Here is a 17,417-nt window from a genome sequence, read left to right as displayed (position 1 = left end):
TTCCCTTCGCTCGCTCGCCCGCCCGGCGCACCCGGCGCCAGGCGGGAGGACACTCCCGCCGCGGCCCGGGGGTCAGAAGTTCACGGCCACGAGTTTCGCGGTTCCCGTCCCCTTGGCCGCGGTGAAGGCGTGGGGGACGTGCTCCTCCACGAACAGGCTGGCGCCCGTCGGGAGCAAGGCCTCACGGGGGTTCGCCGGGTCGCCCCACTTCATGTGGATCTCTCCCTCCAGGACGAGGAGGAACTCGTTTCCCGCGTGGCCGGAGTTGAACTTCGCGTCGTCGGGGTCGTCCGTGAGGACATCGACCACCAGGGGGACCATGGAGGGCGCCCGCTTGGTGCGCACGAGGCAGTTGTAGACGTAGTAGTCCACGTCGTCACGGACCCCCTTGAGAATCGGGCGGTCCTCGGGCCGCTGGATGGCCACACCGTCGTCGAGGTCGTACTCGGCCTGCGGCGTGAGGGCGCCGACCGACGTTCCGAGCGCGTCCGCGATCCTCGCGAGCTGGTCCAGGGTGAGTTCCCCGCCCTCGCCCGCCTCCCAGGAGGCGACGGTGTCCGGCGTCTCGCCGAGGAGACCGGCCAGGGCCGGGCGGTCCATCTTGACCTGCTCACGCCGCTCCCTGAGCCGCGCTCCGAACCCGCTCGCCATCGTGGTGTTGCCCATCGTCTTCCTCCCGAGGTTCAGTACTGCTGTTCGTTCCACTGCTTCTGCGGCGTGTAGGCGCGTTCGCGGTTCGAGTTGAATTCACGGTTGAACTTCGCAGCGAGTTCAGCGATCTCCTCCCCGTCCCACAAACCGGGAACGTTGATGATTCCCTGCTTGTAACTCATGCGGTACAGGGACTCGTCGGATTTGACAAAGCCCTGGCGAACACATTCTCTGAGCAGCTCGGATCCCACGATCGGCGAGGCCGCAAAGAAAGAGGCACTGCTGAACCCGGCCTCCTCTGCGTACTCGTACGATGTATACATCTCCTCGATCGACTCGCCTTCGTGGCCGAACATCGGAGGCATGCCGATGATGAAGAAACCATGCACGTGCATCCCGAGGCCGCGCGCGTACTTGATCAGATGCGAGGTGCGTTCCAGGTTGAGCGGCTTCTTGATCAGCTGCTTGAGCACACGTTGCACACCGCTCTCGATGGCGAAGGTGATCTGGTAGCACCCCGATGCCGCCATGAGGTCGAGCAGTTCTTCGTCCATCCGCCACAGGGCGGTGCCCTGCGGGGTCGCCCAGGGCAGCCCGACCTCCCGCAGGGCCACGAAGAGCTCCCGGGCGTGGTCCATGTCGTTGGTGATGTTGTCGTCCTGGATGTGGAACTCGTCGATCCCGTACTCGTCACGCAGCTTGATGATCTCGTTGACGACGTTCTCCACGCTCCGCCTGCGGAACTTCTGACCCCAGAAATGAGTGGTCGTGCAGAAGGTGCAGTGTGCGGTGCAACCGCGGCTGGTGTACAGCTGGCCGACACGGGATCCGACGGTGTACGGAGACTGATAGGCCTTGATATCGAAATACTTCTCCATGTTGTAGTGATGCCAGGCGGGGAAAGGAATATGGTCCAGTTCGCCTGTGATACTGAGCAGTGGAGAGGTCTTCCGGAGCTCGGGGCCCTCTGGACGCTTGGAACTGATGAGCGGCAGTTCGGGCTTGATGGCGACCTTCCCGTCGCCATCGCGCAGTGCGATGCCGTGGCAGTCCTCCTCCCGCACGTTGCCGTTGAGGTACTCCATCCACAGCAGGAAAGTCAGTTCCCCTTCCCCCAGGAAGACCGCGTCGAGGTTCGGGTCCTCCAGGCATGCCTTGGGGAAGTAGCGGGCGTGGGCGCCTCCCATGGCCGTCAGCGCGTCGGGGACGACCAGGTCGGCCAAGCGCAGCAGGTTATGGACGTTGTCGGCCTGATTACTGAAGATGCTGGACACGCCGACCACGTGCGGCTCGAATTCGCGGATGACCTTGATGACGTCCTCGTCGTCGAGGCCGTAGCGCAGGAACTGCGGATCACCCTCCACCGGCCGGGCGTTGTCATACCCCTCGGCGAAGACATCGAGGATCTTGACTTCGTAGCCGTACTTCTCGAGAACGGCCGCGATGTAACCGATCCCCAGCGGATAGGTACAACGGGGGAGGTCGTGTCTGTAGAGAGTGGCCGACGGGTTGAGCAGGAGAACTCTCTGATACCTCCTCGTGGAGCTTTCGCTGACCTGGTCCGGCAGGTCACCCCATCTGATGGCCGGCTTCCCGTGCAGCGCAGAATCAGCTGACCCGAGGGAACCGATGGTCAGAAGATTGTTGTTGTCAGTCAAGGCAGACCAATCCACTTTCGAGCGACTTCTCATTGCAGGGGATCGTGATCGGCCAACAGCACCTCCACGCTCGGGGGATCCCGGCCCTGAGGAACCTCTCGAGTCCCATGGCCTGGCAAGAATTCAGAGAGGGCGGCTTCCGGCAGGGTTCTCGTCGGCCTCCCCGCCGACGGACGGTGCTCCACGCGGTCGGCGGCGAAGGCGGGTCGAGGGGCCGCCTCCACCGGCACGGCCCCGGTGCGGCGCCGCGTTCATCGAACCCCGCCCGAGGGCTCCGGGCGGGCGCCGCCCCGCCGCGGTTCCGCGGAGAGGGCCGGCCCGGCCGGCGGACGCGGGGGCCCGGTCCGGTGGCGCGCGTCTGCGGGCCTCACGCTTCCGTCTCCACCACGACCGTCAGGCCGGCCAGGATGTCCTGCGCCGCCCGGCGCACGTCCTCGAACGTGACGCCCTCCAGCCGGGAGGTCTCGTACCCGACATCGCGGCCGAGGACGCCCGACTTCGCCTCGCGCGCGAGATGGAGGGCCCAGTCGAACGGGGATTCGGATCCCCGAACGAGCTGCATGACCGCCTGCTTCCGGGCCACGTCGAAGAAGTCCTCGCCGCACCTGCCCGCAGCGACGTCCGCGAGGCAGTCACGGACGGCACGGAGGATGTCCTCACCGTGGTGCGCCTCGGCGCCGACGATGACCGACCAGGTCCCCCTCTCGCTGTATCCCCGGTACCAGGCCTCGAAGACGTAGGCCAGCGAGCGGTCCACCCGCAGCGCGCGGTTCAGAAGGGAGGTCGACCTGCTCCCGAGCATGAACTCCAGAACGTTGAAGGCCGGCCGGCGGGGGGAGCCGGCGGGCGGGGCGGCCGAGCCGACGCACATCCAGACGAAGTCGCCGGTCCAGGCGTGCGGTGGCTCCCAGGGCCGTGACAGGTCGGTCGACGGCGGCTCGGGACGTACGGGGCCACCCGGTTCGGGCGTCCCCGGAGTCGTCCGCACCGCGTCCGGTGCTCTGGGGCCGACCGACACGAGCGTGAACTCGCTGTCCAGGAAGAGCTTGCCGTGGGCCTCGAGCGTCTGCCCGATACTGAGCCGCTCCACGGACGCCGGAGTCCCCCCGACCGGGCAGGCCAGGGGGTGGTCGCCCAGAACCCGCTGGGCGAAGGTCCGCTGGACGAGGTCGCTGGGGTCGGTTTCCAGGGCGGCGAGCTCGCGCAGGACTGCCTGGCGCTCCCGTTCGAGCGAGGCCTCGTCCACACTCGGGGCGAACACCGCTTCGAGCATCAGCTCCAGGGCCAGGTCGGCGTCGTCGGGGTGGACCTGTACCGAGAAGACCATGCCGTCGGCGTGTGTCTCCGCGTTGCAGTAGCCGCCGCGCCGGGAGACCCGGTCGCTGAGGGAGTGTCCCCCCCGTAGGGGGGTGTAGATCAGAAGATGCTCCAGGAGATGGGCGATCCCCTCCTGCCCGCGAGGGTCGCCCCAGGCACCGTAGTCGGTGGCCAGGCACAGGCTGGTCGTCCGCAACCTGCTGTCCACCACGGTCAGGGCCCCCAGCCGCTTCGAGCCGACTGTTGACACGACAGACCCCTGAAGCAAGGAAACTCCTCTTCATATTCACGAGGGATGCGCCAGCCGTAACATCGACTGGCGCATCCTTTCAAGGGCTTACGCCTTTGTTATTCACTTAGCGCCGGACAAGCCTCTCCAGGCGCGGCGCCGTGATCGTAGCTCCGTTGTTCATAGAGCAATACCCCCTCTCACTGATTACGGGTCGGCAACGACAAAAGAGACCATACAAGAGGACCCTTGAAACGATCCATACACACATCGTGCCGGAAGAAGGCAATTTAGTCACCCTTAGTGACACGAGGGTGCACGTGCAGCATCTATACACACGCCAGAAAATGGGAGTGACTTACATCACACCACTTGTTTTCGGTGCTATTGAGAGCCTTCCACCTGCAGTTTTGTTCTCGTGAACGAACCGGATAGCGGAAGGCTGCGGCCATCGGTCGGGGCGGCGGCGGGGGGCGGCCCGGCCTCCGCGGCGGCGGCGGTACGGGACTGGCCGACTGTGGCCATCCGGGACCGCCCGTTCCCCGGGCGCCGGCGCACGGCGCCGGGGCAACTCTGTTCGGAGTGGCCCTTCCGCACGGCCACATGAGACACCGGTGCGACAGAACAGCAGGTAAGCGGCTCGGAGTCACCCCCTTCGTCCGTGCCGGACCCAGTCGCACGACCCCTGGCGGGCCCGGGGCGCCCAGGCCGTTCCCGGTGGCGGACGCGGGAGGCGGCATGGATCCTCCGGACGGTGCGGCGCGCGGCCGGAGGGAGGCCCGGAACGGGCGCCCCTCGGCGGCCACCGCCGCGATCAGCTCGGACCGCCTTTCGGAAAAACGTTTTCCAGGGAAACCCGACGACTCCTCGGCGGATCACCGACTCGGCCCCCGGTTCGGTGGATCTGCCTTTGCAATCAACCGGGCCGGGCACCTCGCCCCGGAAAAGGACCGTTCCGCCACGGCGCCGCCCCCCGGGCCACGCGGTCCCGTGAACCAGGAATCCAGCACCGACAGAAACGGAACACGCCGGGAGCTCCGCCATCACGTCATGAGGCGTTCGCATGGGCCGTCACCCGCGCGGCTGGGCACGAGGCAACCCCGACGGGTTCCATTTCCCGGCGTTATCGATCAGCGGGGCGGCCTTCTCGTTCGAGGCACTCCGCCAGTTCCCGGTTCGACGTGCTCCGAAAGACATCGCCGCCGCTTCCGCCCGGCCTTCGCGCGTTCTCCCCGGGCACGGGCACCTGCGGCGGTCCCCGCCGCGGGACGGCCCCCGGCCCCGTACGGCGCGTACCTGACTTTCGTCAGATGACGTGACCGCCGACGGGCGTTACCTTCCGAGACATGAGAACCTCCCCGGCAGCGGTCCCGACCGGACACGCCGCCCTGGCGTGCGCGGTCCTCCTGGCCGCGGCGGCTCCCGCCCAGCCCCTCCTGTTCGTCCTCCTCCCGCTGCCCGTGCTGCTCACCGGCCGCCTGTCCCCGGACCCGCGTCCCGCGATCGCCGTGTACGCGGCCGCCGTGGCGGCCGGGACAGGATGGCTCCTGTGGACCGGCCAGCCCGTGGGGCTGTGGATCACCGGCGGCGCGGTCATGCTGTTCGCCGTCCCCCTGCCCTGGCTGGTCGGCCTGTACCTGCGCAACACCGCAGCCCTGGAGGAGGCGGGCTGGGAGCGGGCCCGGATCCTGGAGAGCGGGGCCAGGCTCGTCGCCGAACGCGCCCGGATGCGCGAGCGCTCCCGCATCGCCGGCGACCTCCACGACGCCGTCGGCCACGAGCTCAGCCTGCTGTCGCTGCGCGCCGGCGCCCTGGAGATGGCGGAAGACCTGTCCGATCGGCGGCGCGCGGAGGCCGCCGAGCTCCGTGAGGCCGCGGCGCGTGCGGCCGACCGTCTGGCGGAGGCGCTCGGGGTGCTGCGGGTCGACGGCGGGGCGGCCCCCCTCCTTCCGGCGGACGACAGCCTCGCCGCCCTGGTCGAGCGCGCCAGGGCGTCCGGGATGGACGTGGAGCTGAGCCAGGAGGAACGCGCACGGGCACTGCCCGTGCTGGTGGACAGGGCCGTGCACCGGGTGGTCCAGGAGGGCCTGACCAACGCCGCCCGGCACGCCCCGGGGGCGGCCGTGCGGGTCGGGGTCCGGACGGCGGACGGCGAGGTACTGGTCCGCGTCGTCGGGTCGGGGCCCGGGGCAGGGGGGCCGCCGTCCCGTGCGCCGGGCGGCGGAACCGGGCTGGTGAGCCTTCGCGAACGGGTCAGGCTCGTCGGGGGCGCCTTCCACGCCGGGCCGGAAGAGCGCGGCTGGGCGGTGACGGCCCGCCTGCCTCTGCACGGACGGCCGCGTCCCGGCACGCCGGAGGCGCGGGACGAGGGCACGCGTCCCCCTCGACCGGACCTCCACCGGCGGGCCCGTCGGCGCACCGCGTGGGCGCTGGGCCTGGTCGCGGGCACACCCCCGGTAGCGGCCCTCGCGGGATACGCGCTGATCCTCGCGATCACCGCGTACCGCGCCTCGAACGCCGCCCTGGACCCCGAGGTCTTCGAGCGGCTGCGCCCCGGCCAGGACCGGGCCGAGGTGGAGGCGGTCCTGCCCGGGGGCCGACTGGACGGGGGGCCGCTCGCCGGGGAGCCGGACGGCGCCCGTCCGGACCTGGACTGCGGCCTGTACGGGTCGGGCCCGAACGTGTTCGCCGACGGACACGACCGGTACCGACTGTGCTTCGACTCCGAGACGCTCGTGTCGGCGGAGGTGGTGACGTGGTGAGGGGGAGGCCCTCGGCCGCGGTGCGGGTCCTGCTGGTGGACGACGAGGCGATGATCCGCGCGGGCGTGCGAGCGATCCTCGCCCGCGACCCGGGGATCGAGGTGGTGGCGGAGGCCGCCGACGGGCGGGAGGGCGTCGAGATGGTGCGCGCGTACCGCCCCGACGTCGTCCTGGTCGACATCCGCATGCCGGTGATGGACGGGCTGGACGCGGCGGCCGAGATGCGGCGCGTCGCACCGGGGACGGGGGTGGTCGTCCTGACCACCTTCGGCGAGGAGGAATACGTGGTCCGGGCCCTCGCCGGAGGCGCCGACGGGTTCCTCCTCAAGACGGGCGACCCCCGCGAACTGATCCTGGGGGTCAGGGCCGTGGCCGAGGGCGGCGCCTTCCTCTCCCCGAGGGTGGCGCGACGGGTCCTCACCGAGCTGGAACGCGGCCGGGCCGCGGAACGCCTCGCGGCCGGTGGGCGGGTGAGCGGTCTGACCCCACGCGAGCGCGAGGTCCTGGCCCTGCTCGGCGCCGGGCTGTCCAACGCCGAGATCGGCCGCCGGCTCTTCCTCGTGGAGGGCACGGTGAAGGGCCACGTCAGCACGATCCTCAAGCGCCTGGGGGTCCGCAACCGTGTGGAGGCGGCCGTGCTGGCGCACGAGGCGGGCCTGGTCGACCACTCCGGGGACGCCCCCGGGCCCCGGCCGAACGACGGCTGAGGTGCGCCGCCGGCCGCCGCCGGAGCCCGGCAGGCAGGCGCGGGCCCCGGCGGCGCACCGGTCAGTCACCGCTCAACCCTTCGGCGGGGGCGATCCGCGCCGCCCGCCGGGAGGGGGCCAGGGTCGCCGCGAGCCCGAGGACCACGGCGGCCGCGAGGAGGAGTGACAGCTCCGCCCAGGGGACCGCGACGACGAGGGGAGCGGTCCCCCCGATGACCGCGTCCACCCCGACCAACCCGTAGGGAACGCCGATCACGAGCCCCAGGAGCGCGCCCAGGACGGCGATGACCACGGCCTCCACCGCGAGCGTGCCCCTCAGCCCCCCTCTGGTCAGTCCCAGTGCCCGCAGCAGTGCCAGTTCCCGCGTCCTCTCCAGGACGGACAGGCCCAGGGTGTTCGCCACGCCGAGGCCGGAGACGACCACCGTGACCAGGAGCATCGCCAGCGACAGGTTGACGAGGACGTCGAGGACGTCGGTGAGATCGCCCCGCTCGCCGAGGGCTCCGTTCAGAGTGATCCCGGGGTCCGCGCCGGCGACCAGGCTCATGCTCTCGGCGAGGGCGTCGTCGTCGGCGTCCTCGGCAGCCAGGCCCCACACCATGCCGCGGTCCTCGCCCGGAGCCACAGAGTCCAGGACGTCGTCCCGTACCACCGGGCTGGCTTCTCCGGAAGCTGTGGCGAGTGTGGACACGTACAGGATGAAGCGGTGGGTCTCCCCGTCGACGTCGAGGTCGACCGCCTCCCCGGTTCCGATTCCGACCGCATCCAGTTGGTCCGCCGTCACCAGCATGACCGGTGCCGCCGAACCGGTCCCGGTCAGTGCCTCGGCCCCGGTCTCCCGCGCCAGCTCGGGGGAGACCCCCACCAGGGTGGTCTCGCCCAGACCCCCGACGGTCACCCGTGCGGTGCGCGGCGTCTCCACCAGCACCAGTTCGTCGATGTCGCGGACCATGTCCACGGTCGCCGCGGGCACCGAGCCGGTGTCCACCCGCGCGCTCACGTCCACGGGGAACCGATCGTCGAGATCGCCGTCGATGGTGGCCCGACCTGTACTCGCGGCCGTGGCCAGGGCCGCGATCAGCCCGAACCCGAGCACGAGGGTGAGGGTGGCCGTGGCCGCCCTGCCCGTGTCGCGCCGGAGATTGGCCCCCGCCAGCTCGAAGACGCCTCCCCGGAGACCCAGCAGGCGGTCGGCCGCTCCGATGAGACGGGAGATCGCGTAGCGCAGGACCAGGAGGAGGCCGACGGCGCCCACGAATCCGCCCGCGACGGCCACGGGCAGGTTCTCGGCGAGCATGCCGGACACCATCACCGCCGCACCGGCGACGGCCGCGACGAGCCCCACCGCATGGACGGCTCCGAAGCGGACCCCGTTCCGGAGCGGAGCCGAACGCAGCGCCTCGACCGGCGCGGTCCCGGCGGCCTTGCGGGCGGGGAACCACGCGGCGCACACGGTGGTGGCCACACCCGTCAGGAACGCCCCGCCCAGGGCCGGAGCGCTGACGTGCAGACCGCCCCCGGTCAGTTCCATCAGCGAGGCGCCCGCGTACCCCGCGCCCACGCCGGCGGCCACACCGATCGCCGAACCGATGGAGCCGATGATCAGCGCCTCGACGAGGACCAGGTCCCGCACCTGGGTCCGCTCCGCGCCCACCAGCCTGAGGAGCGCTGTGTCGCGGCGCCGCTGGGAGAGCAGGATGGTGAACGTGTTGGCGATGACCAGGGCGGCCGCGAGCAGGTCGATGAGGGCGAACACGAGCAGGATGAGCTCCAACTGCTGGGCGCCGCCCGCGAACCGGTCCGCCGCCAGCCGGGACTGCTCCTCCGCCGACATCGGGTGGAGGTCGTCGGGCAGGTCGGCTCCCAGGCTCTCGACCACCGCTTCCGGAGAAGTCCTGTCGGTGACGTCGGCCGTGACGCTCAGAGGGCTCTCCCCGGCGAAGAAGTCCTCCGACGTGTAGAACTGGTACTGGACCCCGGTCAGCGGCTGGAATCCGATGTCGGCCGCGCCGACGACGGTCATGTCGGTCGCTTCGCCGTCGCCTACGAGGAGGCTCACGGTGTCGCCCACCTCGAGCCCCGCGGAGTCGAGGGTCGGTGCGTCGGCCACCATCTCGGCGGCGTTCGCGGGCCACTCCCCCTCCGCCAGCTCGAACCACCGGAGTTCGTCCCGGTCGGAGATGCTGTAGAGGTTGGCGGTGGCGCGGATCTCGTCCGTGACGAGCTGGACGGTGCCCGCGTGGATGCGGGCCGTGGCCGTGACGCCGGGGTGCTCGGCCACCTGCTCGGGCCACCCGGCGCCGGGATCGGCCGCCTCCGGATCGCGGTCCACGATCACGTCGGCGGCCGACAGCGGGGCCGCGGCGACGATGCGCAGGCCTGCGGACGAGGTCGCGGCGAACACGGCGGTGGCCGCCAGGAACAGCGTGCCGAGCACGATCGCCGACAGGACCGAGGCCAGGCGGGCGGGGTGGGCGACGATCTGCGCCCAGGCGTAGCCGGGCATCAGCCCTCCGCCCGGGCCATGGCGGCCAGTACCCCGGCGGTGGTCGGTCGTTCGACGGTGCCGTGGAGAGCACCGTCGGACAACAGCAGTACCCGGTCGGCGTAGGTGGCGGCCACCGGGTCGTGGGTGACCATGACGACCGTCTGTCCGAGCCGGGTGCTCGCCTCGCGCAGCCGGCCCAGGAGCTCGTGGCCGGTGGAGACGTCGAGGGCGCCGGTCGGCTCGTCCGCGAAGACCACCGCGGGCTCGGTCAGCAGGGCCCGGGCGACCGCGACGCGCTGCTGCTGGCCTCCCGACATCTCGGAGGGGCGGTGTCCGAGCCGGTCCCGGATGCGCAGGGAGCCCACGACCTCGTCGAAGAACGCCCGGTCCGGGGCGCGGCCGGACAGCTTGAGCGGCAGCAGGATGTTCTGCTCCGCCGTCAGGGCCGGCATCAGGTTGAACGCCTGGAAGACGAAGCCGATGCGCTCGCGCCGCAGCCGGGTCAGCCTCCGGTCGTCCAGGCCGGCGAGGTCCGTCCCCTCGACCAGCACCCTCCCCGAGGTGGGCGTGTCCAGCCCGGCCAGCAGGTTCATGAGGGTGGATTTCCCGGAGCCGGACGGCCCCATGACGGCGACGAACTCTCCGCGTCGGAAAACGAGGTCCACCCCGGCCACCGCGGCCACCGCCGTCCCGCCCTCGCCGAACCTCTTGACGAGGGCGACCGCTTCGAGGGCGGTGTCCTCCGGTGTGATGGTCTGCGTGTCCATGGAGCCTTCCCTCGTCGGACCTCGGGGGTCCCACGCTAGGAAGACGCGGTGTCGCGCCGACAGTGCCGGCCGTCGGGGTCCGCCCCCGACGATCGTCGGGGGCGGACCGGTCGGGCGGGGTCGGCGGGCTCCCGCCGCCCCCGCCCGGCCGCCCCGGGCCCGGGACGGCCGCCGTCACGGGCTCGTCCCGTCGCCCGCTCGCGGGGGAGGCCCTCCCCCGCGGCGGGCCGGCCCGGCCCCTCAGAAGCGGCTGCCGGGCCTGGCCACGCTCACCTCTCCGGGGAAGCCGCGGGCCGCGTGCCTCCGGCCCTCCTCCCACATGCCGGGGTCGGCGAAGTGGGTGAGGACCAGGTGGCCGGCCCCGGCCTCGGCGGCCAGCTCCCCGGCCATCGCGGCGGTGAGGTGGCCGTGGCCGTTCAGCGCCTGGTCGTCGGCCTCCAGGTAGGTCGCCTCGCACACGAACAGGTCGGCGCCCTCGGCCGCGCGCACGACGGCCTCGCAGTACCCCGTGTCGGAGGAGAAGGAGACCACCCTGCCGTCGGGGTCCTCGAAGCGGAGCGCGGCCGAGGGGACGCTGTGGTGGGCCCGGAACGAGCGGAAGGCCGTCCCGGCCGCCTCGTAGCGGGTCGTCCCGTCCATGGCCATCTCCCTGGGCTCGAAGGACTGGGCGATCGGGCTGTTCATCGTGGGCAGCGTCGGGATGCCGAAGACCGCGTCGAAGGCGGCCAGGCGCCGGGCCTCCCCCGCCGGGTAGTACAGGGGGATGCGCGGCAGGACCTCGGGGAAGGTCCACCGGTAGGCCCAGGCCATGAGGTCCAGGCTGTGGTCGGCGTGCAGGTGCGTCACCACGATCCCGCGCAACCGGTCGAGCCCGTGGCGCGCGCAGTAGGCCAGCAGGGACCCCGGGCCGGCGTCGACCAGCAGGACGCCGTCGTCGGTGTGCAGCAGATAGCAGGAGGCGGGGCCCTCCGCCGTGGGCGCCGTGGCGTTGGATCCGAGGATTTCGAGTTCGAGCATGGTTCCTCCTTCGTACGGTGACCCGGAGGTCTCAGGGGGCGGGGACGAGCAGGGCGGCGCGGCCGGGAACGACCGCCAGCGACACGGAGCGGCCGATCCGGGCGTCGGGCGGGACCCGGACCCCGAACACGTGGCCGTGCGCGTCGACCGTGAGGCGGACGGCGTCGCCGACGAACTCCGCGTGCACCACCCGCGCGGTCACCGCGGCCTCGTCGTCGCGGTCGGTGACGGTGAGGCTGTCGTCGCGCAGGAGCAGGCGGGTGCGGCCGTGTCCGGTCGGTCCCGTCCGCAGGTCCGCCACCGGGATCCTCCACCGGCCGCCGAGTACCGCGGCCCCTCCCCCGGAGCGCTCCGCCTCCAGGAGGACCGCGTTGGCGAGGAAGTCCGCGACGAAGGCGTCGGCGGGGTCGTCCCAGAGCTCCCGGGGCGTTCCGAACTGCACCAGGGACCCCTCGCGCATCAGGGCGATCCGCGATCCCAGGGAGAGCGCCTCGCGCTGGTCGTGCGTGACGATCAGCGTGGCGCACCCGGAGGAGGAGAGCATGGCGGACAGCTCCCTGCGCAGACCGCCCCGCAGCTGCGGGTCCAGGGCCGCCAGCGGTTCGTCCAGGAGGAGGACGTCCGGTTCGACGGCCAGCGCCCGGGCCAGCGCCACGCGCTGGCGCTGGCCGCCGGACAGCTGGCCGGGCCGGCGGCCCGCCAGGTCGGTGAGCCGGGTCAGCTCCAGCATCTCGGCGACCCGTCGGCGCCTGCGGTCCGCCGGGACCCGTCGGGCGCGCAGGCCGTAGGCGATGTTGCCCGCCACGCTCATGTGCGGGAACACCGCGTAGTCCTGCGGGACCAGGCCCACGCCCCGTCGGGCCGGGGACAGGTGCGTGATGTCGCGCCCGCCCAGGCCGATGCCCCCGCCCGCGACCGGGGTGAGCCCCGCCACCGCGCGCAGGGTGCTGCTCTTGCCGCAGCCGGAGGGGCCGACGACGGCCACGGTCTCGTCGGGCCCCACCCGCATGGACACCCCGCGCACGGCCTCGGTGTCGCCGTAGCGGATGGTCAGGTCGGACACGGTGAGACCGGGCGCCCCGGTCTCGGGTTCACGGGGATCGGTCACGGAGTGCTCCTCAGGGCGTGCCGCCGGGCCAGCACGATGGCCGTCAGCACCGGGGCGACGAAGGCGATGAAGATGATCGACTGCGCGGACGCGGGTTCGAGCCGCTGGGTGGAGTAGGAGTCGAACAGGGCGAACGGCACGGTGGGCGTGGCGGGCGGGTTGACGAAGAAGGAGACGTTGAACTCGCCGAAGGAGAGGGCGAACACCATCGTCACCGCCTGGGTGAGGGCGGTGAGGCAGCCGGGGACGGTGACCGTGGCCAGGACCCTGGCCGCTCCGGCCCCCAGGCTGCGCGCCACCCCCTCGTGGAGGCGCAGTTCCTCGTCCGCCAGCGCGGGGACCAGGGCCGCCAGGGTGAAGGGCAGCGTGAACACCACGTGGCCCATGACCAGCAGCAGACCGCTGGGGCGCAGAGCCGCGTAGGCGCTCACCAGGGCGACGCTCAGCGCGATGCCCGGCACGGCCATGGGGACGTTGACGAGGTATCCCGTCAGCCGGGTCAGCGGCGAGGGGTGGCGGGCCACCCACCACGCCAGGGGGCCGCCGAGGACGAGGTTGACCGCCACCACCAGCGTGGCCACGGCGAGGCTGCGGGCGATGACGGGGGCGAGCGGGGGCCAGGCGTGGGCGAACCAGTCGAGCGTGATCCCCCCGCCCCAGGGACCCTGCGAGAAGTCGACGCTGGTGGCGACCACCAGGGTCGCCAGGATCGGGATGAGGACGAAGGCGCAGACGGCCCGGGTGACGGCGCGGTTCACGAGGCCACCGCCCGTCCGACCAGGCGTCCCAGGCCGCGTCCGAGGACCAGCGCCGCGACGGCCATGGCCGCCAGCAGCACCGCCAGGGTGGAGGAGGCGGCCAGCCGGTAGCCGGTGGTCAGCGCGTTGGCCACGTCGAGCGGGAGCAGGCGGATGCCCTCGGAGAGCGTGGCGACCGTGCCGTACCCGCCCAGGGCGATCGCCGCCGCGGTGCCCCCGGTCTCGATGAGCGCGGGAAGCAGCAGGGGCAGGGTGACCGTGGCCAGGACACGCGCCTTGGAGGCGCCCAGGGTGCGGGCGCTCTCGGTGAGCGAGGGCGGCAGCCCGGCCGCTGCGGCGCGCAGCGGCCCCAGGACGCGGGGCAGCGAGAAGTAGACGTAGGCGACGAGGAGGCCGGGCAGGGTGTAGGCCAGGCCGGCGAACCCCTCCCACAGCGGCGCGAGCAGCCCGGTCCTGCCGTTGAGCACGATCGCGAAGAACCCGATGATGATGCCGGGGAGGGCGATCGGCAGGGTGAGCAGGGCGTCGGTGGAGGCGCCGCCGCCCCCGGCGCGGTCCTGCCGTGCCTGGTGCAGCACGACGGGGACGGCGATCACGAGCGTGGCCAGGACGGCCACCCCGGCGACCAGCGCCGACGCGGCCAGGGACTCGCGGACGGACGCCGAGGCCAGGGCGTCGGCGTAGTGCTCCAGGGTGGGGCCCCCGTCGGCCGGGGCGAGGCCCAGGCCGAGGGAGTTGCCCACCAGCACCGCGACCGGGTAGGCGCTGAACAGGCCGATGACCGCGAGGGCGGGGAGCGCGGCGGTCCACGGGGGCGGCGTGCGCGGGCGCACGCGCGCGGTGCCGGGGGCCACTAGAAGCCGACCTCGCTCTGGTACATGTCGATGAACTCCTGCTGCCGCGCGCCCTGTTCGAGGTAGTCGATGGTGATCGCGCGCTCGTAGTCGGCGTCGGGCAGGACCTTGTCCGCGAGCTCCTCCGGCATGTCGCCGACCACCGGGCGCATGTACCCGTCCGCGAAGAGGCCCTGGCCCCGCTCGGAGAAGTAGAAGTCCAGGAGCTCCCTGCCGTTCTCGGCGTTGGGGGCTCCCTCGACCAGACCGACGATGTAGGGGATCTGCAGCGACCCCTCCTCGGGGATGACGACGCTGACGTTCGCGCCCTCGTCCCGGAGCTTGTAGCCGTTGAAGTCGGTGTCGACGAGGATGGGGATCTCGCCCTGGGCGACCTTGGCGGTGGCGGTCTGGGCCGAGGTGGAGGCGCCGTTGTCCTTCAGCTCCGCCAGGTAGTCCAGGCCCGGCCCCCAGTCGGACAGGTCGCCGCCGAGCGCGTGGTTGACCGCCGTCGCGGCGGAGTAGCCCACGGCCGCCTGGGTGGGGTCGAGGTAGCCGACCTTGCCCTCGTAGGCGGGGTCGAGGAGGTCCTCCCAGCCGTCCGGCACGGGCGCGCCGTCCAGGTGGTCCTCGTTGACGATGAAGGCGATCGTGCCGGTGTGGACGGCCGTCCAGTTCCCGTCGGGGTCGCGCAGGTCCTCGGGGACCTCCTCCGCCCCCTCCGGAACGTGGGCCTGGAGGACGCCGGCCTCCACGAGCTGTCCGGCGAAGGCGATCCCGGTGTAGGCGACGTCGGCGACGGGCGCCCCCTTCTCCGCCTGGAGCGCGGCCAGGGCCTGCCCGGAGTTCTTCGGGTCGTTGGGGGCCCGGATCCCGGTCTCCTCGGTGAAGGCGGCCAGGACCTCGCCGTAGTTCCCCCACTCGGCGGGAGAGTTGTAGGTGATGACGGTGCCGCCCTCGCCGGTGGCCGGGGCCGGGGGGAGGTCGGCGTTGCCGCAGGCGGTCAGGGCGAGGACGGCGGTGATCGCGGCGGCGCTCAGGACGCCGCGGCCGTGGGCGAGGGTCATCGGGGTCTCCGTGGTCGGCGCGGCGCCCGTCGGACACCGCTGTTCCGGATGATGTGATTAAACGATTAATCAGCACCGTGACCTGCTATGACGCAAACGGTGTCCGCGGCCTGAACTCCCGAGGAACAGCGCTCGGCGATACCAGGCCCGCGCCGGTTCCGGGTCCGGCGGGCACACGGTACTTTTCGAGTCCACGGCCGCCGTCCCCGAGGAGTGCCATGCCCGAGCCGACCAAGCGCGCGACCCTGCGGGACGTCGCGGCCGGGGCGGGCGTCTCGGTCGCCCAGGCCAGCTTCGCCCTCAACGGCGCCGGCCGCGTGGCCCCGGCGACCGCGGAACGGGTCCGCCGCGTCGCCGCGGAACTGGACTACCAGCCCGACGGCCGGGCCCGGGCGCTGCGCACCGGCCGGCGCTCCGCCTACGGCGTGGTGATCCGGAACATGCGCAACCCCTTCTTCCTGGACGTGCTGCGCGGCATGGAGACCGTCGCGCACCGCGAGGGGGCGCTCCTGCTGATCATGAGCTCGGACTACGACCAGGAGCGGGAGGGCGCCGCGCTGCGCAGGCTCGCCGCCGAGGCGGTCGCCGGGATCGCCATCGCCCCCATCGGCCGGCGCGGCCGCCTCCTGGAGTGGATGGACCGCCACGCCCACATCCCGGTGGTGGCCTTCAACTGCACACCGGAGCCGGACCGGGAGGGCGCGGCGAGCCGCCTCTCCACGGTCGGCCCCGACGACGACGCCGCCGTCTCCCTGGCCGTGGCTCACCTGGCGGAGCGGGGGCACCGCGAGGCCGTGCTGCTGACGGCCCCCGAGGCGCTGGCCGCCGACTGGGGGCGCGAGGAGTCCTTCCTGCGCCGCTGCGCGGAGCACGGGATGGCCGGCGACGTGGTGCGCGGCCCGCTGGACCACGAGGCGGTGGCCCGCAGGTCCGCGGAGATGATGGCGCGTCCGGGGCATCGCGCCCTCGTCGTCAACTCCGACCACCTGGGCGCCGCCGTCTACGACGCCGCCCGCTCCCTGGGCCTGCGCGTGGGCCGGGACGTCAGCGTCGTGGGCCACGACGACCTGCCCACCTCCGCCCTGCTGGACCCGGGCCTGACCACGATCGCCGTGGAGCGCGAGGCCCTGGGGAAGCAGATCATGGACCTGCTGGTGGAGGGCCCCGGCACCGCCGTGCGGCTGCCCGTGCGCCTGGTGGAGCGGGGGTCGGTCGCGCCCCTGGCCTGAGAGCGCCGGGGCGGCGGCGGGCGGAGCGCGCCCCCCGGAACCGGCGCGGCGTGGGCGCGGTGTCGGACGTCTCCGCCGTCCGGCCTCACATCGGGGCCCGGAAAAGGGCGAGGGGCCCCGCGCCGAAGCGCGGGACCCCTCGTGATCTGCGGAGGATCGGGGATTTGAACCCCGGAAGGCGTTGCCACCTAACCGCATTAGCAGTGCGGCGCCATAGACCTGACTAGGCGAATCCTCCTGGCTGGGACAAGACTACAGACACCACGGACGGTTGCGCAAAACGAGGGCCCGGATCGCGGCACGGGACCCGCCGCGCACGGGTGGAGGGGCGGATCGGAGTACGCCCCCGATCCGCCGCTCCCGTGGCGGGGCCGCCGCGCGAGGGCCCCGGCACGGTGTTCCACCGGGGCCGCGGGGCGCGCGCCCCGCGGCCCCGACGGGGGTCAGCCCGTGTAGTTCGGGTCCCGCTCGACCGGGGGAGCGGGGGCGGCCTCGGGCGCGCCCGAGCCCGGGTCCGGGACAGGGGCCGGCTCGGCGGGAACCCCCTCGCCCGGGCTCGGCTCCTCGGAGGGGGCGGGCTCGGGCTCGGCGCACTCCTCCGGCAGGCCGGCCCCGCCCTCACCGGGGGCGACCACGCCCTCGGCGGGGTCGGTCGGGGCGGGCGCCGCCGGGCACCCGCCCTGGGAGGGCGGGACGGACGGCTCGTCGGCGGCGAACGCCGGGGCGGCGCCGAACAGGGCGAACGCCGCGATACCGGCGGCGAACAGGCTGGTCTTCAGACGCATGGTGGGTCCTTCGGGTCGTTCGGTGTGTGCGGGGTACCGCC

General features: G+C 72.6%; 14 protein-coding genes and 1 tRNA gene. 3 read left to right on the top strand and 12 right to left on the bottom strand.

What is annotated here, in order from left to right:
* Window positions 1-72 precede the first annotated feature (72 nt).
* From ACIRPH_RS19560 to ACIRPH_RS19550, 3 genes are all read right to left on the bottom strand, one after another.
* Entirely contained in the window at window positions 73-666 is a 594-nt protein-coding gene (locus ACIRPH_RS19560; protein ID WP_402916279.1) for a helix-turn-helix domain-containing protein, read from the bottom strand.
* A 17-nt stretch (window positions 667-683) separates the two neighbouring features.
* Complete coding sequence (locus ACIRPH_RS19555; RefSeq protein ID WP_402916277.1) at window positions 684-2,309, bottom strand: B12-binding domain-containing radical SAM protein; 1,626 nt, start codon at window positions 2,307-2,309, stop codon at window positions 684-686.
* A gap of 367 nt (window positions 2,310-2,676) precedes the next feature.
* A complete protein-coding gene (locus tag ACIRPH_RS19550; protein WP_402916275.1) occupies window positions 2,677-3,876 on the bottom strand; it encodes a M16 family metallopeptidase in 1,200 nt (399 codons plus the stop codon).
* Between the two features lie 1,325 nt (window positions 3,877-5,201).
* Between ACIRPH_RS19550 and ACIRPH_RS19545 the strand changes: the two genes are divergently transcribed.
* Both ACIRPH_RS19545 and ACIRPH_RS19540 read left to right on the top strand, forming a co-directional pair.
* Window positions 5,202-6,617: a sensor histidine kinase gene (locus ACIRPH_RS19545; RefSeq protein WP_402916273.1), complete on the top strand. Its 1,416-nt coding sequence runs from the start codon at window positions 5,202-5,204 to the stop codon at window positions 6,615-6,617.
* Window positions 6,611-7,324 carry a response regulator gene (locus tag ACIRPH_RS19540; RefSeq protein WP_402916271.1) on the top strand — a complete coding sequence of 238 codons (714 nt, stop codon included), beginning with the start codon at window positions 6,611-6,613 and terminating at the stop codon, window positions 7,322-7,324. The genes ACIRPH_RS19545 and ACIRPH_RS19540 overlap by 7 nt, the downstream gene beginning before the upstream one ends.
* A gap of 61 nt (window positions 7,325-7,385) precedes the next feature.
* Here the strand turns inward: ACIRPH_RS19540 and ACIRPH_RS19535 are convergent, their stop codons facing one another.
* From ACIRPH_RS19535 to ACIRPH_RS19505, 7 genes are all read right to left on the bottom strand, one after another.
* Window positions 7,386-9,830 carry an FtsX-like permease family protein gene (locus ACIRPH_RS19535; RefSeq protein ID WP_402916269.1) on the bottom strand — a complete coding sequence of 815 codons (2,445 nt, stop codon included), beginning with the start codon at window positions 9,828-9,830 and terminating at the stop codon, window positions 7,386-7,388.
* The gene (locus ACIRPH_RS19530) at window positions 9,830-10,579 is read right to left on the bottom strand and encodes an ABC transporter ATP-binding protein (RefSeq protein WP_402916267.1); all 750 of its coding nucleotides are present in this window, start codon (window positions 10,577-10,579) and stop codon (window positions 9,830-9,832) included. The genes ACIRPH_RS19535 and ACIRPH_RS19530 overlap by 1 nt, the downstream gene beginning before the upstream one ends.
* Window positions 10,580-10,819: 240 nt before the next feature.
* Window positions 10,820-11,596, bottom strand: a complete 777-nt coding sequence (locus tag ACIRPH_RS19525; RefSeq protein WP_402916265.1) for an MBL fold metallo-hydrolase — start codon at window positions 11,594-11,596, stop codon at window positions 10,820-10,822.
* Window positions 11,597-11,627: 31 nt separating this feature from the next.
* A complete protein-coding gene (locus tag ACIRPH_RS19520) occupies window positions 11,628-12,704 on the bottom strand; it encodes an ABC transporter ATP-binding protein (RefSeq protein WP_402916263.1) in 1,077 nt (358 codons plus the stop codon).
* Window positions 12,701-13,462: an ABC transporter permease gene (locus tag ACIRPH_RS19515; protein ID WP_402916261.1), complete on the bottom strand. Its 762-nt coding sequence runs from the start codon at window positions 13,460-13,462 to the stop codon at window positions 12,701-12,703. The genes ACIRPH_RS19520 and ACIRPH_RS19515 overlap by 4 nt, the downstream gene beginning before the upstream one ends.
* Window positions 13,459-14,316: an ABC transporter permease subunit gene (locus ACIRPH_RS19510; protein WP_402916259.1), complete on the bottom strand. Its 858-nt coding sequence runs from the start codon at window positions 14,314-14,316 to the stop codon at window positions 13,459-13,461. Before ACIRPH_RS19510 ends, ACIRPH_RS19515 begins: the two co-directional genes overlap by 4 nt.
* Window positions 14,316-15,362: an extracellular solute-binding protein gene (locus tag ACIRPH_RS19505; RefSeq protein WP_402916257.1), complete on the bottom strand. Its 1,047-nt coding sequence runs from the start codon at window positions 15,360-15,362 to the stop codon at window positions 14,316-14,318. The genes ACIRPH_RS19510 and ACIRPH_RS19505 overlap by 1 nt, the downstream gene beginning before the upstream one ends.
* Window positions 15,363-15,580: 218 nt before the next feature.
* On the opposite strand from ACIRPH_RS19505, the gene ACIRPH_RS19500 reads away from it, so the two are divergent.
* Window positions 15,581-16,591 (top strand): LacI family DNA-binding transcriptional regulator, encoded by a 1,011-nt coding sequence (locus tag ACIRPH_RS19500; RefSeq protein WP_402916255.1) that lies wholly within the window; start codon window positions 15,581-15,583, stop codon window positions 16,589-16,591.
* A gap of 149 nt (window positions 16,592-16,740) precedes the next feature.
* Here the strand turns inward: ACIRPH_RS19500 and ACIRPH_RS19495 are convergent.
* A tRNA-Ser gene (locus tag ACIRPH_RS19495) sits at window positions 16,741-16,829 on the bottom strand.
* A 205-nt stretch (window positions 16,830-17,034) separates the two neighbouring features.
* Window positions 17,035-17,376, bottom strand: coding sequence for a hypothetical protein (locus ACIRPH_RS19490; protein ID WP_402916253.1), 342 nt, complete (start codon window positions 17,374-17,376; stop codon window positions 17,035-17,037).
* Window positions 17,377-17,417 lie beyond the last annotated feature (41 nt).

The organism is Nocardiopsis sp. NPDC101807, from assembly GCF_044766605.1.
Classification (GTDB): Bacteria; Actinomycetota; Actinomycetes; order Streptosporangiales; family Streptosporangiaceae; genus Nocardiopsis; species Nocardiopsis tropica.
This window is presented reverse-complemented; position numbering and strand designations above follow the sequence as displayed.